This is a genomic window from Herpetosiphon giganteus (assembly GCF_016907925.1).
GTDB lineage: Bacteria > Chloroflexota > Chloroflexia > Chloroflexales > Herpetosiphonaceae > Herpetosiphon > Herpetosiphon giganteus.
The window spans coordinates 98,113-117,998 of record NZ_JAFBCZ010000020.1 but is presented as its reverse complement, the minus strand read 5'-3'; the positions used below and the strand labels follow the sequence as shown (position 1 = coordinate 117,998).

The 19,886-nt window shown below is 46.8% G+C and carries 20 protein-coding genes and 1 CRISPR repeat array; of the genes, 8 read left to right on the top strand and 12 right to left on the bottom strand.

The features are described 5' to 3' along the window. Positions 1–150 precede the first annotated feature (150 nt). A complete protein-coding gene (locus JOD20_RS17670) occupies positions 151–528 on the bottom strand; it encodes a transposase (RefSeq protein WP_204756534.1) in 378 nt (125 codons plus the stop codon). Between the two features lie 393 nt (positions 529–921). Here JOD20_RS17670 and JOD20_RS17665 point away from each other — a divergent pair, with 393 nt between their 5' ends. After that, positions 922–1,308, top strand: a complete 387-nt coding sequence (locus tag JOD20_RS17665) for a hypothetical protein (RefSeq protein ID WP_204756533.1) — start codon at positions 922–924, stop codon at positions 1,306–1,308. A 479-nt stretch (positions 1,309–1,787) separates the two neighbouring features. After that, positions 1,788–2,251: a CRISPR direct-repeat array (repeat unit 33 nt; unit sequence CAATTAATCGATCCGCAGAGAGGATACTGAAAC). A gap of 185 nt (positions 2,252–2,436) precedes the next feature. Here the strand turns inward: JOD20_RS17665 and JOD20_RS17655 are convergent. From JOD20_RS17655 to JOD20_RS17620, 8 genes are all read right to left on the bottom strand, one after another. After that, a complete protein-coding gene (locus JOD20_RS17655; RefSeq protein WP_204756532.1) occupies positions 2,437–3,414 on the bottom strand; it encodes a helix-turn-helix transcriptional regulator in 978 nt (325 codons plus the stop codon). Positions 3,415–3,574: 160 nt separating this feature from the next. Further along, complete coding sequence (locus tag JOD20_RS17650) at positions 3,575–3,748, bottom strand: herpeto-tandem family RiPP (RefSeq protein ID WP_204756531.1); 174 nt, start codon at positions 3,746–3,748, stop codon at positions 3,575–3,577. A gap of 53 nt (positions 3,749–3,801) precedes the next feature. After that, the gene (locus JOD20_RS17645) at positions 3,802–3,960 is read right to left on the bottom strand and encodes a herpeto-tandem family RiPP (RefSeq protein ID WP_204756530.1); all 159 of its coding nucleotides are present in this window, start codon (positions 3,958–3,960) and stop codon (positions 3,802–3,804) included. Between the two features lie 50 nt (positions 3,961–4,010). Beyond that, positions 4,011–4,187 carry a herpeto-tandem family RiPP gene (locus JOD20_RS17640; protein ID WP_204756529.1) on the bottom strand — a complete coding sequence of 59 codons (177 nt, stop codon included), beginning with the start codon at positions 4,185–4,187 and terminating at the stop codon, positions 4,011–4,013. Between the two features lie 51 nt (positions 4,188–4,238). Beyond that, positions 4,239–4,427 (bottom strand): herpeto-tandem family RiPP, encoded by a 189-nt coding sequence (locus JOD20_RS17635; protein WP_204756528.1) that lies wholly within the window; start codon positions 4,425–4,427, stop codon positions 4,239–4,241. Positions 4,428–4,812: 385 nt separating this feature from the next. Continuing rightward, a complete protein-coding gene (locus tag JOD20_RS17630; protein WP_204756527.1) occupies positions 4,813–7,032 on the bottom strand; it encodes a peptidase domain-containing ABC transporter in 2,220 nt (739 codons plus the stop codon). After that, complete coding sequence (locus JOD20_RS17625) at positions 7,022–8,080, bottom strand: MvdC/MvdD family ATP grasp protein (protein WP_204756526.1); 1,059 nt, start codon at positions 8,078–8,080, stop codon at positions 7,022–7,024. Before JOD20_RS17625 ends, JOD20_RS17630 begins: the two co-directional genes overlap by 11 nt. Positions 8,081–8,934: 854 nt before the next feature. Then, on the bottom strand, positions 8,935–9,378 hold the full coding sequence (locus JOD20_RS17620; RefSeq protein WP_204756525.1) for a hypothetical protein: 444 nt from the start codon (positions 9,376–9,378) through the stop codon (positions 8,935–8,937). Between the two features lie 207 nt (positions 9,379–9,585). Here JOD20_RS17620 and JOD20_RS17615 point away from each other — a divergent pair, with 207 nt between their 5' ends. Further along, positions 9,586–11,376 (top strand): ABC transporter ATP-binding protein, encoded by a 1,791-nt coding sequence (locus JOD20_RS17615; RefSeq protein WP_204756524.1) that lies wholly within the window; start codon positions 9,586–9,588, stop codon positions 11,374–11,376. Positions 11,377–11,547: 171 nt separating this feature from the next. Here JOD20_RS17615 and JOD20_RS17610 read toward each other — a convergent pair whose 3' ends face one another. The 3 genes from JOD20_RS17610 to JOD20_RS17600 are packed head-to-tail and all read right to left on the bottom strand — an operon-like array spanning position 11,548 to position 14,214. Continuing rightward, complete coding sequence (locus tag JOD20_RS17610; protein WP_204756523.1) at positions 11,548–12,402, bottom strand: response regulator; 855 nt, start codon at positions 12,400–12,402, stop codon at positions 11,548–11,550. A gap of 5 nt (positions 12,403–12,407) precedes the next feature. Beyond that, positions 12,408–12,818, bottom strand: a complete 411-nt coding sequence (locus JOD20_RS17605) for a response regulator (RefSeq protein WP_204756522.1) — start codon at positions 12,816–12,818, stop codon at positions 12,408–12,410. A gap of 31 nt (positions 12,819–12,849) precedes the next feature. Further along, on the bottom strand, positions 12,850–14,214 hold the full coding sequence (locus tag JOD20_RS17600) for a hybrid sensor histidine kinase/response regulator (protein WP_204756521.1): 1,365 nt from the start codon (positions 14,212–14,214) through the stop codon (positions 12,850–12,852). A 590-nt stretch (positions 14,215–14,804) separates the two neighbouring features. Between JOD20_RS17600 and JOD20_RS17595 the strand changes: the two genes are divergently transcribed. The 6 genes from JOD20_RS17595 to JOD20_RS17570 all read left to right on the top strand — a co-directional run bounded on the left by JOD20_RS17595 (position 14,805) and on the right by JOD20_RS17570 (position 19,885). After that, entirely contained in the window at positions 14,805–15,578 is a 774-nt protein-coding gene (locus tag JOD20_RS17595; RefSeq protein ID WP_204756520.1) for an electron transfer flavoprotein subunit beta/FixA family protein, read from the top strand. Positions 15,579–15,727: 149 nt separating this feature from the next. Then, positions 15,728–16,705 carry an electron transfer flavoprotein subunit alpha/FixB family protein gene (locus JOD20_RS17590; RefSeq protein ID WP_204756519.1) on the top strand — a complete coding sequence of 326 codons (978 nt, stop codon included), beginning with the start codon at positions 15,728–15,730 and terminating at the stop codon, positions 16,703–16,705. Positions 16,706–16,959: 254 nt separating this feature from the next. Beyond that, the gene (locus tag JOD20_RS17585) at positions 16,960–17,946 is read left to right on the top strand and encodes a WXG100 family type VII secretion target (RefSeq protein ID WP_204756518.1); all 987 of its coding nucleotides are present in this window, start codon (positions 16,960–16,962) and stop codon (positions 17,944–17,946) included. Between the two features lie 12 nt (positions 17,947–17,958). Then, positions 17,959–18,912, top strand: coding sequence for a hypothetical protein (locus JOD20_RS17580; protein ID WP_204756517.1), 954 nt, complete (start codon positions 17,959–17,961; stop codon positions 18,910–18,912). Between the two features lie 78 nt (positions 18,913–18,990). Continuing rightward, positions 18,991–19,305 carry a hypothetical protein gene (locus JOD20_RS17575; RefSeq protein ID WP_204756516.1) on the top strand — a complete coding sequence of 105 codons (315 nt, stop codon included), beginning with the start codon at positions 18,991–18,993 and terminating at the stop codon, positions 19,303–19,305. Between the two features lie 16 nt (positions 19,306–19,321). After that, a complete protein-coding gene (locus JOD20_RS17570; RefSeq protein ID WP_204756515.1) occupies positions 19,322–19,885 on the top strand; it encodes a hypothetical protein in 564 nt (187 codons plus the stop codon). Position 19,886: the final 1 nt, after the last annotated feature.

The window sequence follows — 19,886 nt, the reverse complement described above, 5'->3', positions numbered from 1 at the left end:
GACTGAGCATACGCGGATGGCGACGGACGGTGCGCTGCCGCCGCACGGCGGCGGGTCGTTGGCGGCGGTAGACCGTGCTGCGCGGCACCCCAAGCGCCTGACACGCAGCGGTCATTCCGACGATGGGGGCAAGGTCGTGCACGCTGGCGATCATGATTCGTTGTCCATCGGCGCGGCTGATGCCAGTCCAAGCAGCGTGGCCATTTTTTTTTGGATATCGATGATGGCGGTGGCCTTGGTCAGCTGGTGCTGGAGGCGGGCGTTCTCGCGGCGAAGCCGGGCGTTCTCATCAGCCAGCGGATTGGCGGGCTGGGGCACGGGGCCAGGGCGCTGATTGTCCAAGGTGGTCGCGCCCCGACGAAGGCGCTGTCGCCACTTGGCCAGTTGCGAGGTGTACAGCCCATGTTGACGAAGGATCGCTCCCCACCGTGGGTCGCCACGCGGGTAGGAGTCATACTCGTCCAGGATGGCCTGTCGCTCGGCGGTGGTCAACGTTGGTCGGTCAGTCGGGTGGTTCATGTCGTCCATGGAAGGTTCCTCGCGCCCTGATCAGAACGGATCTCAGCCAATGGAATCTGTCTCACTCGATATTAGCACACAGGGATCAGCCACCTGATCCCGAGGAGGACCATGCGATGATCGCGGATTCCCTTGATGATCCGTGAGCGGAGGTAAAATGATAAAGAACACCTGTTCGTTGCCATGTTTCGGGGGGCCGTGCACTTAAAATGGGGCGTGTCATCGGGACAAAAGATGAGACATATATGACAATGATCTTCAAACTAGGAACTGATATGCTGATTAAGGCATATAATATGGATATGCCTTAATCAATGGAATCCTCGATCATAACTGAATACGCCAACGCCAATGAGCAGCAGTGAAACTCCACTACTGCTTGTATTGCACAAGGAGTGTTTGATGCCTGATAGCGTTGTCACCAACATCGATATCGATGATGATGCCATTCGTGAACGGCTCAAGGATGCATCAACCAATCTCGACTGTATGTTTCTGCGCTGCCCGCGCTGCGATACCATTATGCTAATCGATTGGGAAGAACATCGGATGTATGTCGATCCGAACAATATCTTTGATCGCTTCATCATGGAACCGATGTTGAACAACATTGCCTGCCCTGGATGTCGTAGTCCGATTGAACCCCACGGATTACTCGTCGCGGATAAACCAGAAATTAGTCCATGGCATGTTCCGATCAACTTAATGCTCGCGAGTGACTGGGCATGGGCGATCTATCCGATTCGTCCGAGTCTCGTGACCAGCCTTGCCGCACCCCTCAACCAGTAAAGAGAGACTTCTGCACTCTACGACTGAAAGGGTCTCTTCATCGATATGAAGAGACCCTTTCTCAATGTATAATCACCATCCATCGAAAAGAGCATGACGAGTGCATGGCAGCAACGTTCATCCTCGTACTGTCATTCTGACGTATACCCTTTCCTGATGTCAGTTTCTCACTAATTTAGTGTCAGAGTAGGGTTCTTTTTGTGATTTTTGATACATGCGTTCCGCGGTCTTAGATGCTATCCTGCCAGATTGCTATCCAAGGAGCAGCGGTCTATGCTATCGGGTTACCCCACGAAGAGGACTTATGGGGTGATTGACGACGAGACGGGCGACTAATTCAATTAGGCTCTGTCTGATAATTCAGGATCCTGATGTCGCTGGTGCAAGGATACGAACCAAGCGTTGAATGATCGCCAGATGGACGAATCCAAGATAGTTCAGGGCCAGTTTCTCAAACCGCGTGGCGACCGATCGACACTCCTTTAATCGATCCGCAAAGAGGATACTGAAACTACCAAGGTTGGGCCGATTTTAATATTTATTTCAAATTCAATTAATCGATCTGCAGAGAGGATACTGAAACCACGGCGTTTTCGCGGCCACATGCTCACTGAGTGCATTCCAATTAATCGATCCGCAGAGAGGATACTGAAACATCATTCGCTTTCAGTGGGTCAACATCAAGAAAGGATTTCAATTAATCGATCCGCAGAGAGGATACTGAAACTGATAAGCCAGTGCTAGGCGGTTGTATGCGCCGCATTTCAATTAATCGATCCGCATCGAGGATACTGAAACTCGGAAAAATGCAATCAGCCCTTGTTGATCGTTTTAATTTCAATTAATCGATCCGCAGAGAGGATACTGAAACTTGGGCGGCAACCAAGATGCAACCGATGCCCAGTGATTTCAATTAATCGATCCGCATCGAGGATACTGAAACTTGTTGATGCTATAGCAAACATTTGTTAGCCTATACATTACCAGACTTGGATCGATTACAATTGAGCGGATTCATACAGAAGGGGGGGGTGAGCGGATTGCTGATCATAAGCAATTAATTCAATCATTAGCTAAAACATGGCGCGATTAGCTTGGTTTGCTGCAATAAACAACGCTTTTTGCCACTTATTCGCTCGTTTCTTGTGCTGCGTTTGCGTGATAATGCGCATACATCGCTGCAATCACGCTGCGCAGTTGTGCAAATAATGATTCAGGCCCTTTGATCAAGCGGGCATGTTCGCCATAGCCCAATAAGATTCGAATAATCTGAAATTCGCTAAATTCGCTGGCATCAATCTCGATTTCATCATCGACATAACGAATCGCTTCAATCATAAATCGCTCGCTTACCCCACCACTGGCAAACGCAGCAGGTAAACGATAGGTAAAATGAATTTTGCGCCGTTCGCGCCGCAGTTGCTGCATATCTGGCAATAATTCTGGCGACTTCTTGGTCGAATCAAAGATCATGCGATCAAGCCGAAAGGTTAAAATCATGCCATAGCGATAGCAATAGGCCAGCAGATAATAATGCCGATCGCGATATTCTAGCTCGTAGGGGTCGATCCGTGGGTGTAGTTGGGGCTGATCGCTGCTCAGCGATCGGTAATAAAAACTCACTTGTTGGCGCAGGCGAATGGCTTTTTCAAAAAAACGAATCCATTCCGCATAGGGCGTATAATCAATCGCTGGATTAAACGCGACGCGCAGGGCTGGCCGCCGCCTCCAAGTCGTTTGTTGGGCCTGCGATAAATTGCTGGTCAAACGGGCGATAAATTGCTTAACTTGCGGTGTTATGGGATGGCCAAACCCAAAAAGATCGCGAATTGCCATCAGGGCTTCAAGGTCGTCATCAGCCAATACATACTGATTCGTGCTAATCTTCCAGCGTTTTGGCTTGTTCTCAACCTCAATCTGATAGCCGAAGGCGCGCAAGCTATGCAAGTCGCGCCGAAATGCTCGTTGGCCAGATTGCCCAGCAGGATACGGGTTGGCTAATGTTTGACAGATGCTCTCAAAGCTGTGCTGTTGCGCTAAAAGTAGGTCGCGGAGTTCGATTAATCGCCAAATGAGGCTTGGCACTTCAGCTGCGAGCAAATCCATGAGGCGCTTCCTTTATGCCATCGGGTGGCTCCAAATCCTTCTCGATTGTCATTATAGCGAATTTTCATGCTGAATAATCGTTTATTGCTGCTTAAACCAAATGAGCCATGGTAAATCCACGGCTCGTTTGCTTGCTGGAAGAAATTAATGTTCTGTAGGTTTAGGGAATTTGGGTGCCTGGAGGAACGTCGCTATCGTCGCAGCCAGTGCCCGAATAGCCATTAATTGGGGCCAAACAGCCAACAATATCGTTAATTTCGGCGGCTTCTTCTTCGAGGTAGGTCAGGCCGAAGATCATGGGCGTTTCGTCAGTGTGGGTGGTTTCAAATTCCATGAATTGCACTCCTTTACACACAAATGGCGTTTGTTGCTGCCGAAAAGTTTGGCCTAGGGAATTGCATCGGTATCATCGCAGCCAGTTGAGCTATAGCCATCAATTGGCATCAAGCAGCCAACAATATCGTTGATTTCAGCAGCTTCTTCTTCGAGGTAGGTCAGGCCAAAAATAACCGGCAGCTCTTCGATTTGGGTAGTTTCGAATTCCATTGAATGCTACTCCTTGATACAAACTCGCCGCACGAATAAATCGAGGTCGATTAAGGAATCATTTCGCCTGGATTACCGCCATCGGTATCATCACAACCAGTTGTCGTATAGCCATCGATTGGCACAATACAGCCAACAATATCGTTAATTTCAGCAGCTTCTTCTTCGAGGTAGGTCAAGCCAAAAATAACTGGCATTGCTTCAATGTTGGTGTTTTTGGATTCCATTGAATGCGACTCCTTAATATGCGAAATTGCCACAGATCAGCCTTGGATTGCTTAGGGAATTAGTTCGCCTGGGTTGCCGCCATCGGTATCATCGCAGCCAGTTGAGGTGTAACCACCACTACCAATTGGCAGCAAACAACCAACAATATCGTTGATTTCAGCAGCTTCTTCTTCGAGATAGGTCAAGCCGAAAATAATCACTTCTTCGCTTTTGGCTGCCAGCATTGTTTGTTCTTGCATGATCGTTCCTCTTCAATTAGTCGAGATTAATGGACTTTTTGGCGAATTTTTGTTCGTTCCAGCAATGATCATGATTATAGAAATAATTTGGTTAATGTCAAGGTTAATATAGATATATTTTAGATTTTATAATGATTTTTATAAATATAGAATTTGATTGAATATTAAATAAATATATCCAAAGATAGCAATATTGAATGATTTTTGCTATTTATTGGTGATTATCTGTGATATTTTAGCGTAAAAATACTCGAATATGATTGTTCTGTCAGCTTCGTAGCTTGATAGAACGCTCGATGTAGCACCAACCTTTCTTAACGATGGTTTCTAAATCAAAGGGCGAATGCCCTGCTGCCTTGACTGCAAAACAGCAGGGCATTGAATTTTAGGCTGTTCGTTGATTCAAATTGGTTGTGACTATCTGCTCGATTGGCTCGCTGAGTGGCTTGGTAAGCTGACCCTTAATCAAATTGTAGTAGTGGCCAGCTTGAGCCAATAATTGCTCATGGCTGCCCGATTCGATAATTTCGCCAGCATCCATCACCAAAATGCGGTCGGCGCGTAAAATTGTGCTAAGCCGATGGGCAATAACCACAGTTGTGCGGCCAGCCCGATTTTCTTCGAGGGCTTGCAAAAAGCCTTGTTCGGTCGCGCTATCTAAGTTGCTTGTGGCCTCATCGAGAATTAAAATTGGTGCGTTTTTGAGCAACGCTCGCGCAAGCGTAATCCGTTGGCCTTGGCCTGAGGAGAAATTATCGCCGCCGCGCGCTACTTGCGATTCGTAGCCATACATCTGGCCTGCAATAAATTCATCTGCTTGGGCAATTTTTGCTGCATTGCGAATTAATTCTAGATCAGTATCACGCATTAATGTAATGTTTTCGCGAATTGATTGCTGCATCAAGCGCGTATTTTGAAAAACAGCACTAATTGCGTTACGTAATTCATCAGGCTTGATTTGGCGCGTGCTAATCCCATCAATTAATACATCGCCGTGAGTTGGCAAATAAAATCCTGCGATCAAATTTGCCAATGATGTTTTACCAGAGCCAGTTTCGCCCACAATTGCTACTGTTTCGCCAGGCTTGATTTCAAAATTAAGTTTCTTCAGCACCATTTTGTTGCGCAGATAAGCAAAATGCACATCGTTGAATTTAATCTCGCCTTTGACTTCTGGTAAAGCAACAACATCATTCGCCCGCGATTCCTCATCAGGCAGAGTCATAATTTCATCCATACGCTCAATTCCCAATAATGCTGTGCGCATATTCAGAATTGTTGCTGGCAAGCGTTGAATTGGTTGTAAATAGAAGGCAACCATGCCAAATAACACCACCAACTCGCCTGGTGTCATGCTGCCTGCAAATACTTGGCTGCTGCCATACCATAAAATCGAAGCAGTGATTAACGAGGTTGCCAAAACACTCCATGCGCTCGGCAAAGCAATATTGATCCGGCTATCCATCCGCGATTTGGTAAAATTAGCTAATTTCTCGTTAAGCAATGCTTTATATTGTTCTTCTGCGCCAAAAACTTTGATCGTTCGTACACAATCAAAAACATCAACCATATGCGAAGTGAATTCCTCCATATGAATAATTGATGATAATTGTGCGTTATAAACCCGATCATTCAGCGAGAAGAGTACAAACCAAACTAATGGCAACGCCGCCGCAGCAATTAATGCAGCAATTGGATTATAGAAGGCAATAATGCCTAATGCAGTGACAAACATCGCTGTATCAGCCAAAATCGTGATTAAGCCTTCGGAGAGTGCCAATTGGATTCCATCGGCCTGCGTTACGCGTAATACCAAGCCAGGAATACAACGTACATCAAAAACTTTCATCGGCAAGCGCAACAAGCGATCAATATACTTGGCTGAATAACTTTGATGCACTCGTTGCCCAACCCGTGCACTGAGCCATAAACGGCCAAATTGGAGCGCCGATTGAAAAACACTGACTAAAATTAAGCCTACGCCTAAAGCAAAAAGCAACGCTTGATCGCGATTAGGCAAAATCGAGTCAATTAAGATTTGCATAAAAAACGAGGTTATCCAGCCTAACGAGGTTGCGAGCAGGGCAAAAAACAGCACAATACCCAAAATAAGCTTATGTTGGCGCGCAAGTTGCAGCAAGGTTTTGAGCGGCTTAACTTCAAGCTCGCGTGGTTTGAGGGCTGCGGTTGGCTTGAATTCAACCAAATAGCCACTCCACATGGCTTCAAATTCGGTTTTGCTGAGCGTGCGCAAACCTCGACTGGGGTCAAGCACAACCACCGAGTTTGGCGACCATTTGTAAATCACCACATAATGGCCTTCGCCCCCTTTGAGGTGGGCAATTGCTGGCAGTTGCACATGTTGCAGGGCGCTATAAATTGCTTGGGCTGGGCGCGATTCAAGCCCAATTGCCCGCCCGCCATCGCGCAAACCGGCCAAACTTGTGCCATTGCGATCAGCGCCAACCAAACTGCGCGCTTGCTCCAAGGTAATGCGATGTTTGTAGAAATGCGCTACCGATGCAAAGACCGAGGGGCCGCAATCTCGCCCTTCCGAGGCGCGAATCCATGGTAAGCGGCGATAAATTAACGTCTTATTGAGCATTAACAGCCTCCTGAGCCAAAGGAATCGGATAATCGATGCTGGCAGCTTGCAACATTGCTGCAAAATGTTCATAAATTGGCATGCCGGTGAGGCGGGCAATCCAATCGAATTGGCCATTGGGATTGATTTCGAGGAAAATATGCTCGCCTTCAGGCGTGACAATCATGTCGATGCTGCCAAATACCAGCTGCAAGCGATCCATATAGTTGCGCACTTTGGCGGCTAAATCATCAGGCAAGACATATACTTGATGCGGCGTGTTGGGAATATCGTAACGTCGCCAATCTTCGCGCGCTCGTTCGCTGCTTTGCGAGTGAATCGAGCAGGCAAAAATTTCGCGGCCAACGACTACAATTCGCAGTTCAAAGGCTTTGTCGACATAAGGTTGGAAAATGCCAGGCGTGGGAACTGCATTACGTGCATTGCTAAAGTGTTGCTTCGAAACCCGATTAGTTAATAGCTTGGCAATTTTGCTTGGCTCTTCATCTTTTGCCGGAATCATCTTGAAAAATGGTCGAAACGGCTTATAAATAATTGAATCGGCGTGTTGCTCGTAGAAATCTTGGGCATAGGGCAGGTGGGCGGTAAAAAGCGTATCAGGGATATTAAAACCTACATCAGCTGCAATCCATAACTGCGCACATTTTTCTTCAAAGGCATCGTGAAATGGTGGCGGATTGATGCAGAAAATATTATGACATTTGAGTGCTAAGACGATACCTTTATATAATGCGCCCCATTCGCCAGAAAAGAAATTCCATTCGTCGTGTTGTTTGGCCAATTGCTGATAGCGTTCAAGTAATGGTTCTGGTCGCCAGCTACGCCAAATCCATGCAGCACTCACATCAGTTGCAAAATTAATTTCACGCTCAGCTAAGCGTAAAATTGCTTGCGCTGTACCATCTGCTGCCCGATTGATGCGGAATGAGGCGTTTTGCTCCATAACTTCTTGGCTTAATACGACAACTTCTTGACCCTGCGCCTCCAAAAGCTCACGGACACTCACCACCGTTGTATCGGTTAAAAGCTTGGTAATGATTAAGATCACTGCGAACTCCTTGCTACGTGTAGCGTCACATGAATTTTCTAGGGCAATCAATATTTTTGGGTATAGCAAAGCTGGGCTTGGCGCAGTATTTGAATCAATTGAGCGATATGCTCGATTTTTGCCAAGCTTAACGATGCTGCGTGCTCAACGAGCATGCAGGTTGGGTATTGCGACGAATAGCGCTAAAAAGCGTTGACCAAGGCTTGGTTAAAACCTTGAAACGTGAAGTAATGACCTAATTAAAGACATCCGAATCAATGCCAATTCAGATCGTTTAATCAGATACCTATCCGAACATCCAGCCAAGTTATTGATTAAGGGTTGTGTGATTGAGCAAGATTTGCCAAGAGTTTACTGGTCGGTTTAGGAACATGCGGAAGGGGAGCAAGAAGATTCCTAAATCACGATCAGGGTGAATTTTTCGATTGTAACAACCACATAATGCCTTTGGGAAAGCAAAAACAATCGATGGGAGTGCCATCCGCTTGCTAATGGTTTATATGTTACGATCGAGTTGGGATAACCGCGTAGGGGAATAGAGTATGGGTAGAATTGCGGTATGCGAGCCATCATAACAATAACTTGAAATACTGTCAACTTTTGGCCTAAAAAAACCGCATAGCTGCATACTACACGAGCGTTTTAATATTTTATTGATTACTTTAAGGAAGATTGGTAAATAAAGCATTAAAAATTGGCTACTTAAACAAATCTGCCATGCACATTAAGCTATTGGGCATGGCACTAGGCGATTAAATGTTCAACGTTAACGAATCTCCGCGCTAGCTGCATATTCGCTGCTAAGCACAGCTACGTAGATTCAAGTTTGTATTGGACAGTTGCAACCAAACTGTTTAGCGCTTGGCTTCAGCATCAAAGAAGGGTTTAAGCACGTCGCCATAGCTGAGTAAATAGACTTCGAGGGTCGTAAGCGTTGGCATTGTTGTCCAATCGGCGGCCATAATATGCGCATGAATTGCTGCGATGGCTTCAATTGCTGCCTTGCGCTCAAATCTTGGTAACGGTTCTTGGCCAAGGTAGGTGCGCTTGGCTCCGTCCATGTGGGCATAGCCAAGGGTGACTTTATAATCAGCAATGCCATAGGGTGTGGCGGTGTAGGGCAGCTCTGCATGGAGCCATGTTTGCACTGCATCAGCGATTTGCTGGCGAGGTTCGAAGGCTAGGGTTGGGGTTACGTCCCAGCCTTTAGCGCTGAAGCCCCGATGATTATTGATGGTAGCCTTGGCGCTCTGTTCAATCCGCCGCAAAAACCACCATTGCTTAAGCTTGCGCAGCATATGCTTCTCCTGCTCAATCCTAGGCGAATTTGTTTGCGCTCAGTATAGCGGGCTGCAAGCGCTGCGCCATCAATCAAATGGTGTAATTGGGGCCATAAATTAGGCTGTAATATCAGTCAATTGGGCTATGCGAATTTTTACATATGCGGTAGACTAGGGCTACGCAGCGTCGCGCCGATCATCTTTTTACCAGCGTAGGGTATCGCTATGCCGATGACCAATCAATCAATTGCCGTCCGCCGTTCACCAGTCGCAGCCAAAGCAACCAGCCAGCATCCATTGCGGCTTTTATTCAATTTATATCGCGAAGATTGGGGTAAATTGGCGCTAGCCAGCCTAATCTATATTGTTAAACATAGTCCGGTTTGGATTATGCCATTAATTACCGCCGACATTATTAATATTATTTCGAGCCAAGGCCAAATTGGCTTGGGTCGTTTATGGTTCGATGGCTTCTTATTATTAATCGTCTTGCTGCAAAATATTCCAACCCAATATGTCTATATTCGCTTGTTGAGCTTGGCAATTCGGCGCATGGAAAGCAAATTGCGTTCGATGTTGGCCCAACAACTGCAATTAATGTCGATTGGTTTTTACAATCAACGCAGCAGCGGGGTTTTGCAAGCCAAAGTGCTGCGCGATGTGGAAATTATCGAGCAATTAACCCGCAATGTGTTTCAAAGTTTTCCGGCGGCGCTCTTAAATTTGCTGGCAGCGATTATTGTGGTGGCCTTTCGCTCGCCATGGTTCTTGGTGTTTTTTGTGGCAACTGTGCCATTGGCGGCAATTGTGTTGCGCACGACGCGCAATCCAATTCAATCGAGCAATAGCGCCTTTCGGCATCAAGTTGAACGCTTGGCCGCACGCCTAAGCGAAATGATTCAGCTAATTCCCATCACCCGTGCCCATGCCGCTGAAGAAGAAGAAATGCTCAAGCTCGACCGCCGCTTGGTGCAGTTTCAAAATGCTGGCTTGCGGCTTGATGCGGTTAATTCGCTGTTTGGCGCAGCTTCGTGGGTCAGTTTTAACCTCTTTAATGGCCTGTGTTTGCTGGTGGCGGCTTGGGCTTGCTACACCCAATTTTTGCCCTTGGCGATTGGCGACGTGGTGCTGATGACCAGTTATTTCTCAATTTTAACTGGGGCCGTGATGGAGTTGGCCAATCTTGCGCCGCAAATTACCAAAGGCTTAGAATCGGTGCATTCGGTCGGCGAAATTCTCGATAACGAAGATATTGAGGATAACGAGGGCAAACAACGGCTTGATCAGGTTGCAGGGCGCTTTCAATTTCAACATGTACACTTCAGCTATCCCGACACCCAGCGCTCATCATTGTATGATCTGACGCTTGAGGTGCAGCCAGGCGAGACCATCGCCTTCGTCGGCCCATCTGGCTCGGGCAAATCGACCTTGCTCAACTTGGTGATTGGCTTTTTGCAGCCAACTGCTGGCACAATTTTGCTTGATGGTCATGATTTGCAACGCATTGATTTGCGCAGCTATCGCCGTCATATTTCGGTGGTTTCGCAAGAAACTCTGCTTTTCGATGGCTCGGTGCGCGATAATATTTGCTATGGCTTGAATAATGTGAGTGAAGCGACAATTGAGCAAGCTTTGCGTGATGCCAACGCCTTGGAATTTGTGCTCGACATGCCCGATGGCCTCGATACGATTATCGGCGAGCGCGGCACGCGGCTTTCTGGTGGGCAGCGCCAGCGCTTGGCCATTGCCCGCGCGCTCATTCGCAACCCACGGGTGCTGATTTTGGATGAAGCCACTTCGGCGCTCGATAGCATCTCGGAAGGCTTGATTCAAGAGGCTTTAGAACGCTTGATGCAAGGTCGCACAACGTTTGTGGTTGCCCACCGGCTTTCGACCGTGCGCAATGCTGACCGCATTGTCGTGATTGAGCATGGCCAAATTATCGAGGTCGGCAATCATCAAAGTTTGGTCGAGCAACACGGAGCCTATGCTCAGTTGCAAGCCTTGCAAGCCTAATAGAAGTTAAAAACCAACGGCGTAGCTCGCCTAAACCTTAGGATTGCTACGCCATATGTTTCCACGCCCGTGGATTTAGTTCTTTCTAATCTCTGCTGAAAGAACCCCTATTCATCGCTCAATTGTTAGTATAAAGCGCCCAAATGGATGTAAATTGTACATTTGGGGGGATTAATTGCTGATGAACAGCCCAAATGCCACCAAAATCTGTTCAATTGTACTTTCCAGCTTTCGTCGCCCAAGTGCCTCTTGAGCGGCGATGCGCTCCTGCGAAACGCCTTGTAAAATCCGATTAAGAATTTTCAGCTCAAAGGTTGAAAGCTGTGGATTGCTCAAAAAACTGCGCATCGAGCGTTGCAATTGAATCAAGCCCCCAGCCCGCTCAAGAATTTGCTCTCGTTGTTGTTGCAAATGGCGTGGGCAGTAAATTGAATTGGTCAGCTGGCTCAATAAAACCCGTAATTCATCGAGCGACCAAGCGGCAGCGCTGGCTGGAATTGCCTGGTTTTGATAGGCCGCAATCACGGTGTGCATAATATCTAAATGTTGCTTGCGAATAATTTCAACCGCAATTTGATCAACGCCATCGATTGTTGGCGGGCTGGGCTTGCCCAAATACTGCTGCAACTGCTGAAAATGTTCAGGCCGCAAGGGTTTTTCAAAAAGTTGGTAGCAACCTGCAATCCGTGCTTCCCACTCTCGATGCACGGTTTTATCGGTGGTCATGCCAAAAATTGGCACTGTTTGCAAGCGTTGTTCGTGCATGGCATGGCTCAGCCAAGTAGCTAAAACCGAGCCTTCCAAATGGCGATAGGCTGGGTCGGGCATTTTCATATCGAGCATAATCACGCAATTAAGCGCTGGTTGCTCATGATCTAACATACTGACACAATATTGCCACATTGCAAACAGACTTTTGAGCCAAACAACCTGCCAGCCACAACGTTGCGCAATCACCTGCACAATCGTGGCATCGGTCTGGGCATCTTCGGCAAATAGCAAAATCGGCTCGGCATTGGCCAACATAACAATCAAATCTCCCAGACAGCTTCGCCAGCTAAAATGCGCTGGATCTGTAACGGAAAATATTTGGTATTAATCGGTTTGCCGATCATACCATCAAAGCCAATTTGTTGATAGACCACAACTCGTTGCGGCACTACATCTGCTGTCCAAGCAATAATTTTGGTGTGTGGCAAGGCTTCACGCACTGTTTGATAGAGTTTAATTCCGCTCTCCTTGGGCATGTGAATATCCACTAATAAAATGTCTAAGTCAATATCGGAATGCGCGCTATGCCAAGCAAAGAAACTACTGCCTGAGTTCCAACCGCCTTGATAGTGGGCATGCAGTTGATGAATCAAACAAACCCGCGCGATTTCTAGGTTTTGCGGGTTATCTTCAATCACTCCGGCAGAAATTTGGGTCGTCGATGGATGCATTATTCCTCCTAAGGTGATCGGTTGCTCCTGATTAGGCGATTGTTACTAGTTGGCGCTGCTGCTGGGCGGTTGCTACGGTTTGTTGCAACACTGGCTCCAACGCTTGCGGCCATGGCCGACTGATATGCGGCCAGCTTTCCAAGCCAAGGCTATACTCGTTGTTTGGCGCGACGATCATAATTGCCTGATCAGGATTAATCACCAACATTTCGTCAATTAAGCTATGAGCGCTAACAAAAGCTAAAGTTGCATCAAGCACAACCAACGTTGGTTGCTCACGGCGGTAGATTGCTAGGGCTTCGCGGCTATCCAAGCAGCCAATGATGCGCCAAGCGCTGGTCGCTAGCTGGGTGCCAAATTCTTCAACTGTGTTTGGGTTGTCATCAACGACCACCATCGTCTGCTTGCTCGCAGCGTGGGTATATGTACTGTGGCGTTGCTGCCAGGCTGCTTTGGTTGGCAAGCAAACCCGAAATTGGGTACCGCGATCGACCTCGCTTTCGACCGTAATGTCGCCACCGTGTAAATCGACCAGCTGTTTGGTGATGCTCATGCCCAAGCCAGTGCCTTCATATTCGCGATCGTCGCTGCTTTGAATTTGGCGAAACGATTCCCAAATAAATTGCTGATGTTCGAGCGCGATGCCAATGCCTGTATCGTGAATCACCACCATAACTGTGTCTGCTGTACTCTCAAGAGCTACGCTAATGCGGCCAGTTTCGGTAAATTTAATTGCATTCGACAAAAGATTGAGCACAATTTGCTTGATCGCTTTACTATCAGCCCACGCCAAATCAAGCTGATCAGCTTGACGATAATCGACCTGCAACCCTTTCGCTTCAGCCAAGGGCCGCACGGTTTCCAGCACTTCTTGGGCAATCGCTGCACAATCGACGTTGCCAAAGTGCAATTCAACCCGACCAGCCTCAATTTTGGAAAGATCGAGAATGTCGTTGATCAGGTGTAGCAAATGTTCACCAGCGCCGCGAACCTGATCTTGATAGCTTTTTTGTTGGCTGTTGAGCGGGCCAAACCAATCGATAAACTCGGTCATGTTGATGATTGCGTTCAGTGGTGTGCGCAATTCGTGGCTCATCGTGGCCAGAAATTGCGATTTGCGCAGGTTGGCTTGCTCAGCAACGTATTGAGCCGATTTGGCTTCGTGGACGCTGACCGCTAATTGAGCTGTGCGCTCATCAACCAAATTTTGTAAATTGGTTTGGAGGTGTAGTGATTGGCGCAGTGCGTTTTCTAAAGAGCGTACTAAAAACCAAAAAATGAGAAGCGCAATGCCAGTAATTAAGATATTTGTATTGATAACCTTATAATCTGGTATATCAATTATTAATACTAAAAGGAAAATAGTTAATATCTCAAGTAATCCAAATATTAACATAAAGAATGATCCCGATATTAATCCAACCATTGATAAAGGGATTAATAACAGCATACTTGAACGTTCCAAGACAGCTACTAATGCAGTCGGAAAACTGGCCGATAATATATACGATAAACCCAAGAGATTTATAATAAATCCTTTTATTATAAATCTCTCTTCAAGGGTAAACATTAATATGCTGTAAATTACAGTTAATACTAAAAGATACCAAACAAAGTTGGCGAAAAATACGATGTTTACAATTAAAATAAACGCACTTAATCCTAAGGCAATCCCGCAGCAATAGTTAAACGCGGTTTTGCGCAGCTTGCGTACCGATTCAAAGCTATTTAAATCCATCCAAAAACTCCTCATTTGTGCGCCAAAGCCAACCCAAGAATGCTTTATGGCTTATGCAATACGTGAGTAGATTATGGCCTAGTATGAGTATACGCCAGTCAAATGCACGCCAATTGTACAAAATAATGATCGGGCACGAGTTAAACGCAGTGCGTCATGCTCAGTCAGTCTATGGTATACTATGGCCAAAGCCACAGCGCATGCTTGTGGCAAAGGAGCCACTCAGCAAACCAACGGAGGTTTCTTGAATGCACGCAGTAGTTTGTGTTAAGCAAGTTCCTGAACAAAATAGTGTGAAAATCACTGCCGATAAGCAGATTAACAGCGACGGAATCAATCCAATTATCAATTTGTTTGATGAATATGCGATTGAAGAAGCCTTGCAGTGGGCCGAGAAGAACGATGGCCAAGTAACGGTCATCAGCCTTGGCAGCGATGATGCCACTGATTCACTCAAAAAAGCCTTGGCAATGGGTGCGAACGAAGCAGTCTTGATCAACGACCCAGCTTTGGAGCATGTTGATTCGCAAAGCGCTGCTAAAGTTGTCGCCGCTGCGATCAAGAAACTCGATAATGTCAATATTGTCTTCTGTGGCAAGCAAAGCACCGACGACGAAACCGGCCAATTTGGCCCAGCGTTGGCCCGCTTCCTTGGTTGGCCACAACTGACCTATGTTTTCAAAGTACACGAATTGAGCGAAACCAGCATTGTGGTTGATCGCGCTTTGGAAGACACCCTCGAAACTGTGGAAGCCTCGTTGCCAGTCGTCGTGACGGCGGTTAAAGATTTGAACGAGCCACGCTACCCATCATTGTTGAAGATTCGCAAAGTCAGCAAGCAACCAATCCCAACCTGGAGTTTAGGCGACCTTGGCCTTGGCGGCAGCGATGTTGCTGGCAATGTGCAAGTTGCTGATCGCGTGCCACCACCAGCCCGCCCATCAGGCGAGATGATCAGTGGCAACGTCCAAACTCAAGTGAGCAGCTTGGTTCAAAAATTGGTTGAAAATCAAATCCTGTAACCTGAAAGGATGAATTATGAGGGCTGAAGTATGAATAAATTCCCCTCAGCATTCATCCAAAACATAGTCATTATCTATTGATGTTGGGTTTGAAGGAACCTATTCATCCCTTATCCTTCATCCTTCATCCTTCACAATGAGGTGTTTTCATGGCTAGTGGCGTTTGGGTCTTAATCGAACATAAAAATGGCGAAGTGAGCGCAATTTCCAAAGAATTGTTGGGCAAGGGCAAAGAAATTGCCGATGCGCTTGGACAAAGCGTTGCAGGCTTAGTGCTTGGCAGCAACACGGCTAGCTTGGTCGAGCAAGCATTTGCTGCTGGCGCAAGCAAAGCCTATGTGGTTGATGATGCCAATTTGGCGCAATATACCACCGATGGCTATGTTGCTGCTGCCAAAGCTGCAATCGAAGCCCACCAACCAGAACTGTTTTTGACTGGTTCATCGTTGCAAATGCGCGATTTCACTGGCGCATTGGCTGCTGAGTTGGGCGTAGGCTTGGCTCCCGATGTAACCAATGTGAGCGTAGAAGCAGGCCAATTGACCGCCGTCCGCCCTTCACACGGCGCAAACGTGATCAACAACTTGCACTTTGGCGCTGCTCGCCCAGCAATCGCTTCAGTGCGTCGCCAAGTTGGCAAGCCAATTGCTGGCGCTGGCGCTGGCGAAGTGGTGAATGTGGCAATGCCTGCGGTCACGATTCGGACCAAAGTGCGCAATGTTGAGCAACGCACCGGCGCTGTGAACTTGGCCGATGCAACCGTGATTGTTTCTGGTGGTCGTGGCCTTGGCTCACCTGAAAACTACGAAAAACTCATCCCTGAATTAGCGCGGGTGATGGGTGGCACGCACGGCGCTTCGCGCGCAGTTGTCGATGCTGGCTGGATCGCCTACGAGCGCCAAGTTGGCCAAACCGGCAAAACCGTTGCGCCAAAATTGTATGTTGCCTGTGGGATTTCAGGCGCAATTCAGCACCTCGCTGGTATGCGCTCATCAAACACCATCGTGGCAATCAACAAAGATCCCGAAGCTCCAATTTTCAAAGTTGCAACCTACGGGATTGTTGGCGATATTAACGAAATCTTGCCAGCTTTGACTGCTGAAGTAAAAGCCAAAACTGGCCGCTAATTAGTTTCTGGTTATAGCAACACGCGGATCAACATTTGATCCGCGTGTTGCTATTTAAGCCTACGATCCTGGCCCGTAAATCCTAACTCTTCAAAGCTTAAGATTAAGCTTCGATTAATCTAGCTAGCTATTGAGTATGCTATGCTAGCAAGGCACTTTTAATGTGACATGTCAACGATTACAATTCTAGTAGAACATTGCTCCCAGTAACTCGCATGGCAGGTTGATCTTTTTTATTGGTATTGGGAGGCAGGATGACGGCACCAATCGTTCAAGCTGAGTATGAGCAGCTGAAGCAAATTGCAACCAAATTTGGTCAATTGAGAGACCGAGTTTCAAGCCTACAACAACAACTTAATCAATTGCATCAGCAATTAGCCAGTAGCTGGCATGGTGATGCTTTTAAAGCCTTTGAGCATGAATATACTGGCGAGGTTGTGCCAGCCTTAAAGCGGCTTGAAAACAACTTTAGCGTAGCCCAAAGCGTCACTGGTGAGATTAGCAAAATCTTTCGCCAAGCAGAGGAAGAAGCTGCGGGCTTGTTTAAAGACAAAATAATTGCTGCAGCTGCTGCCAAGAAAGATGAAGGCGGTTGGTTAAGCAAGGCATGGAATAAGGCCAGTGATTGGGTTCATGGTGCACTCGATGTTGTAGGCTTTATCCCTGGTTTTGGCGAAATTGCCGATGGGGTTAATGCCCTGATTTATCTCGCCGAAGGTCGCCATCTTGAGGCTGCGATCTCGGCTGCTGCGATGATTCCGATTGTCGGTGATGCAGGCAAACTTGGCAAATGGGGCGTTAAGGCTGGCAAAGAAATTGTCGAGGAAATTGCCGAAGAAGGAGCCGAACGGGCCGTTAAAGAGGTTGCCGAGGAAGTTGTCGAAGAAGGAGCTGAACGGGTTGTTAAAAATGTAGCCGAAGAAACCCTTGAAGAAACTGCCGAACGGATTCCCGGGATTGTTGCGAATTTGCCCAAAAATCCTGACGATTTGCTCAAGCAAGGCTGGAAAGAAGTATCCGACCCAGATGCAGTATTACACGGCCATCGTACTTTTGAAGATCCTTCAGGATTAACTATTCGATTCGATAAAGGTAAACCAGGTGCCAAAGGCTTTGAAGGTGTTGACCATTATCATATTACTAATCCGCATACAACCCATAAGAAAGTCAATAAATACCTTGACCGCGATGGCAATCCTGTCCATAAAGGATCAGATCCATCACATATCGTCGTAGAATAAAGAGGAGTTATTATGCGTATTGACCCAACCCAATATCGCTTGCATGATGGATTATTAGAAGCTATTGCCTATAATCCAGCTGATCAAACGCTTGTGCTTTCAATTGAGCTTAATTTGGCTTTAGCTGTTAGCTTTGATCCCAATAACCTCGTTGATGATTTTCGCCAAACCCGCTTGATTTTTCATGGGGTTTCAGCGATTGAGCCTGCATTGCCGCAATTTGCTGATGGACGCACCGATCCTGATAGCATTTATGGTGATATTTATGAATTCAGTTGGCATCAGTCAGCCCCTCCAAGTGTAACGCTTAATGCTACGATTACTGATGATTTGAATGAGACTGAAAAGTTTATTTCGTGTACCATTCAGTATCAAACGGTCGAATGGCAGATTGATGATCCTGCTCCTGCTGAGCCAGCTAAGCCTTTTCAACCAACTGAGATTAATCAACAAGCATGGCAGCAATTCGAGCAAACGCTTGATGCCCAACGCCAGGCTGGCCATGATGTAACGCTCGATCTACAAGTGATTAACCTGCCCAATGCTGATCAACGCCCAATTATCCTCGCTGCGCGCTATCAGGTTGATGGGTTACCGTTCTATCAGGCGTTTCATTACCATAATGATGCTGTCTATGATTTAAGCGATGCCACTAGCGAGCAATTGTTGGCAGCCTTGCGTAGCACAATTGAGCAGCGAATTCCTCAGCCATGGATTAGCGCGCGCGTGGTTGCCGAAATTCCCGCAGCCGACCATGGCTTGCTCTACGGGCGATTTAGCTCGGCCAACCAACTGCGTCATGAGCAAGGCTTTGAGGTCGATTATCAACTCTTTTTCATCCTGCGCGAGCTGCGGGAACGCTCTACACCTGCTTGGAACACAATCGAGCTTGTGACCAGTCCGCAACAACCACTGCACCTGACCATGAGCTTTGCTGATGGTCAGGTTGAACAAACAAGCTTCTAAATAGGCCAAACAGCAGCAAGTCATGTTAACTTGCTGCTGTTTTTATAACTCGTTTGTTCAATATTGACGAGGAAGTCCATGTCGATTGGGTTGCTGCTTACCGATTTAAATGATAAAACGAGCTTTTTGCCAATCGCCACTGAAGCGGTATTTAATCAGGGTTGGCTGCCAATTATTAACCAAGCCAATTTAGAATGGATGCGCTTATTTCAAACAGGCTTAGCTGTTGAACAAGCAGATCTAGCATCCATTTTAGCAGAAATTACGATTTTCAAGCGCCTATTGAACTCAGAAAATCACTATTATTCATTAATTAATCAACGAATAAGTTTATTAGAATCACAATTTTTGCTATGTCTGTATGTTGAGTTTAAGCAGCTTTATATTGGTTAATCGAAAGTATTCTTGTATGCACTTACCGATTCCTCTGATTTATTATGAGCGATTAGCAAACGCTCGCAATTATTTTTATCTCTGTCACTATTGGTTTAATCAGTTTCCTGATGAATTAGCCGATGCGATAGAAAAAACTGCGGTAGTCTTTTTTGCTGAATATCCTGATCAGCACTATTGGCGGTTTGTGAGGGTTGATCATTGGCAACATCGCGCTTGGCAACAGCCGTTGAGCCATTATCTGTTCTATGATGAGCCAATCGAGCAAGCAACCTTTGGTGAAATTGCGACCATCATGCAGCAAAACTCAGTGCTTACCCTTGAACCCAGCAACCAAGTTTTGACGACGGCAAGCGTGTATGATCGCGTTTTAGCACGGCTTGAAGGCCAAACCAATGACTATTGCTGGTTTGGTGGTCGACATTCAGCTGCGCACAATCAAGCAATTGTTGATCTTTTTCATGGTCAATTAGGCTTAGAAGCCTATTACATGCAACAAGCACATCAATTGCAACGCCGACGTTTGCCAATAACAAACCACCCACTTCGCCAAATTAAGCAGATTAAGCGTAAATGTTGAT

Bases quoted from the DNA above. Each gene is read 5' to 3' on its own strand.
- JOD20_RS17610 (WP_204756523.1), bottom strand. From the start codon at position 12,402: ATGTTGGCCAATGCCGAGCCGATTTTGCTATTTGCCGAAGATGCCCAG.
- JOD20_RS17570 (WP_204756515.1), top strand. From the start codon at position 19,322: ATGCACTTACCGATTCCTCTGATTTATTATGAGCGATTAGCAAACGCT.
- JOD20_RS17655 (WP_204756532.1), bottom strand. From the start codon at position 3,414: ATGGATTTGCTCGCAGCTGAAGTGCCAAGCCTCATTTGGCGATTAATC.
- JOD20_RS17665 (WP_204756533.1), top strand. From the start codon at position 922: ATGCCTGATAGCGTTGTCACCAACATCGATATCGATGATGATGCCATT.
- JOD20_RS17640 (WP_204756529.1), bottom strand. From the start codon at position 4,187: ATGGAATCCAAAAACACCAACATTGAAGCAATGCCAGTTATTTTTGGC.
- JOD20_RS17670 (WP_204756534.1), bottom strand. From the start codon at position 528: ATGGACGACATGAACCACCCGACTGACCGACCAACGTTGACCACCGCC.
- JOD20_RS17635 (WP_204756528.1), bottom strand. From the start codon at position 4,427: ATGCAAGAACAAACAATGCTGGCAGCCAAAAGCGAAGAAGTGATTATT.
- JOD20_RS17595 (WP_204756520.1), top strand. From the start codon at position 14,805: ATGCACGCAGTAGTTTGTGTTAAGCAAGTTCCTGAACAAAATAGTGTG.
- JOD20_RS17580 (WP_204756517.1), top strand. From the start codon at position 17,959: ATGCGTATTGACCCAACCCAATATCGCTTGCATGATGGATTATTAGAA.
- JOD20_RS17600 (WP_204756521.1), bottom strand. From the start codon at position 14,214: ATGTTAATATTTGGATTACTTGAGATATTAACTATTTTCCTTTTAGTA.
- JOD20_RS17645 (WP_204756530.1), bottom strand. From the start codon at position 3,960: ATGGAATTCGAAACTACCCAAATCGAAGAGCTGCCGGTTATTTTTGGC.
- JOD20_RS17615 (WP_204756524.1), top strand. From the start codon at position 9,586: ATGCCGATGACCAATCAATCAATTGCCGTCCGCCGTTCACCAGTCGCA.
- JOD20_RS17620 (WP_204756525.1), bottom strand. From the start codon at position 9,378: ATGCTGCGCAAGCTTAAGCAATGGTGGTTTTTGCGGCGGATTGAACAG.
- JOD20_RS17605 (WP_204756522.1), bottom strand. From the start codon at position 12,818: ATGCATCCATCGACGACCCAAATTTCTGCCGGAGTGATTGAAGATAAC.
- JOD20_RS17575 (WP_204756516.1), top strand. From the start codon at position 18,991: ATGTCGATTGGGTTGCTGCTTACCGATTTAAATGATAAAACGAGCTTT.
- JOD20_RS17585 (WP_204756518.1), top strand. From the start codon at position 16,960: ATGACGGCACCAATCGTTCAAGCTGAGTATGAGCAGCTGAAGCAAATT.
- JOD20_RS17650 (WP_204756531.1), bottom strand. From the start codon at position 3,748: ATGGAATTTGAAACCACCCACACTGACGAAACGCCCATGATCTTCGGC.
- JOD20_RS17590 (WP_204756519.1), top strand. From the start codon at position 15,728: ATGGCTAGTGGCGTTTGGGTCTTAATCGAACATAAAAATGGCGAAGTG.
- JOD20_RS17630 (WP_204756527.1), bottom strand. From the start codon at position 7,032: ATGCTCAATAAGACGTTAATTTATCGCCGCTTACCATGGATTCGCGCC.